Source organism: Bacillus sp. COPE52, from assembly GCF_003355115.1.
In the GTDB taxonomy this organism is placed as follows: domain Bacteria; phylum Bacillota; class Bacilli; order Bacillales; family Bacillaceae_G; genus Bacillus_A; species Bacillus_A toyonensis.
Window position 1 is genome coordinate 5601240 of the sequence record NZ_CP031292.1, and the last position, 2599, is coordinate 5603838.

The 2599-nt window shown below is 32.5% G+C and carries 2 protein-coding genes and 1 rRNA gene; 2 read left to right on the plus strand and 1 reads right to left on the minus strand.

Going from position 1 to position 2599, the window contains the following annotated elements; genetic code table 11:
- Nucleotides 1–36 precede the first annotated feature (36 nt).
- Nucleotides 37–152, plus strand: a 5S ribosomal RNA gene (gene rrf / locus DPQ31_RS28375).
- 312 nt (nt 153–464) lie between these two features.
- On the plus strand, nt 465–1370 hold the full coding sequence (locus tag DPQ31_RS28380; RefSeq protein WP_000658279.1) for a DMT family transporter: 906 nt from the start codon (nt 465–467) through the stop codon (nt 1368–1370).
- Between the two features lie 105 nt (nt 1371–1475).
- Here DPQ31_RS28380 and DPQ31_RS28385 read toward each other — a convergent pair whose 3' ends face one another.
- Entirely contained in the window at nt 1476–2267 is a 792-nt protein-coding gene (locus DPQ31_RS28385) for a sulfotransferase family 2 domain-containing protein (RefSeq protein ID WP_208731396.1), read from the minus strand.
- Nucleotides 2268–2599 lie beyond the last annotated feature (332 nt).

Below are 2599 nucleotides of genomic sequence, written 5' to 3' on the forward strand. Positions count from 1 at the left end.
AATGTTATCTAGTTTTGAAGGAATATGCCTTCATAGTTTGGTGATGATGGCAGAGAGGTCACACCCGTTCCCATACCGAACACGGAAGTTAAGCTCTCTAGCGCCGATGGTAGTTGGGACCTTGTCCCTGTGAGAGTAGGACGTCGCCAAGCAAAAACCTAAGTCGATTCGACTTAGGTTTTTTTATGTTTATTTTTATTTATCAGCTGTTATAATCTATAATTTTAATAGTCCTAAAGAAGAAAAAAGATAAAATAGAAACGATATAAAGTGATAAGAAGGTTATAAAGTAATATATTTAAATGTAAATTAAAGGTAAGAATTACCTTTTGCATGAATTTAGTTGTAAAATGAACAAAAAAATTTTTACTTTTACATAACCTCTTTGTTTTTTTAGGGTTTTACATAAGGATGAATCTATAATTAAGGTAGTTAACATATATTTTTGATGGGTGTGGGGGATTATGAAAGAAATATGCATGTTATTAGTGGCTGTTATATTATGGGGGACAGCCATTGCGCCAACGAAATGGGCGTTAGAATCTATTCAACCGTTTACTTTGTTGTTTATTCGTCTTTTCTTTGCGGGTGGAATTTGTATGCTATTCTCATTTAAACAACTACAAAAATCAGTTGTACATAAAAAAGTTCCATGGAAAAGAATGAGTTTGTTAGCTTTTACCGGTGTAGCTGGATATTTTATGTTTACATCCTACGGCATTTCTTTAACAAGTGGATTACATGTTAGTATCATAGATGCTGCATTACCATTAGTTACAATTCTATTTTCAGCATTCTTTTTGAAAGAGAAAATTCGGTTGAATTATTGGATAGGAATTATATTGGGGGCTATAGGAGTACTCTTTATTACGATTCCATCTAAAGGTGTTGATCAAGAAGTATCTTTAATAGGAGATGTACTTATATTATTGAGCACTTTTCTATTTGCTTTCTACACAGTTTTGTTAAAACGACCAAAACAAGAACAGTATTTATCAAATGAGGTATTTACCACATTAACTTTAATTATCGGAGCTGTTATTCTATTGCCGTTTGCCTTGGTGGAAATTCTTTATTACGGTTTCCCAAAGATTGAAACTTGGAAAACGGGATTTAGTGTAATGTACCTTGTTATTGGAGCAACAATTTTAGCATATTGGTTCTGGAATAAAGCGCTAGAGAGAGTTTCTGCATCAGTAAGTGGATTATATTTAAATGCATTACCGTTAATAAGCATTGTTACTTCAATTATCCTATTAAATGAATCTCTGACATGGAGGGTAATAATGGGGGCAAGTCTAGTTTTAATTGGAGTAGGATGGGCGGATAAGCAAAAAATACGTAATCTATTAAAAGGTAATAAGGTGTAGAGTCGGGACTGTTAAACAGTATGTTTTATATAATTAAAAATGTTAAAAAGATACCTTATATATATGAGGTATCTTTTTATATTTAGCAAAGAAAATAGACTGAAATTAGTATGGATATTCTTTGCTATATCTATATGTATCGAAATCATTTTGAAATATTGTTTGAACGAGCTGCATACACTCAGTATCGTAAAAACTTTCGAAAGTAGGATGGCGAGGGAATAAAGGATTCGTAATATCGCCTTCACTAAAATCCCCTTTATAAATCATGGTGGGAGTTTGATGATGCCAAGATGTTGAGAACTCATTTATTGGTGCAACTTTTAATTCGAAACGCTTTTCTAATTCTTTCATTTCCTGATTGAAGTTTTCTAAGTATATATAATTGGTCACATATTCTTCTTCACCAGTTATATATTGTTGTGTGAAATGTGGGTTAATGTCATCTGCTTGAGCACCTTTAATAAATAAGTAGTATAGAAATTGTTTAAATGAGATCCCTTTAGGAGAGTTTTCATCTTGATATAAAAACTTTCGGATGGGTTTCCATTCGGGATTCTCCACATAAGGAGGTGCAATTAAGGATACGAAAGAACTGACTGCCCTCCTATAAGGGTTGCGAACAAGTTTAAAAGTTTCTTTTTGTTTTTCTCGTAACGCTATACCTAGTCGTACACTATAGGCAGGTGTATTTTTGTATATATGATATTCATAATTATGAATGAAAGGACTATAGCTTAGAGCTGTTTGTAATAAATCAATCTGGTAAAAGAACCAATTAGCAAGAGAGGTGCAACCGCTTTTTTGACTCCAGAATAGAATGATGGGGAAATTTCTATGATAGTTTGGAATTCTTGAATGGGTGCTTATGATGCGTAATAAAGAAGAATCGAACAATCTCTATACTCCTTTCAGTTATCTTATTAATATGTATGAGAAATAAAGAAGGGGTATGAGAGTATCTTTCATCTTTAAAAAAAAACGAAAGATTAATATTGACTATTATTATATTGAGGTGTAATATAGAACAAGTCGCCGATGCAATAACGCAGAAAACGACAAACGAAATAAAAAACTTAGTTGACATTGAAACATGAAGATGTTAACATAAGGGAGTCGCAAATGAGCGACCAAGTAGTTCTTTGAAAACTGAACGAAACAAACAACGTGAAACGTCAATTTTTATTTTTAGATGCTAGACAAACTAACTTTATTGGAGAGTTTGATCC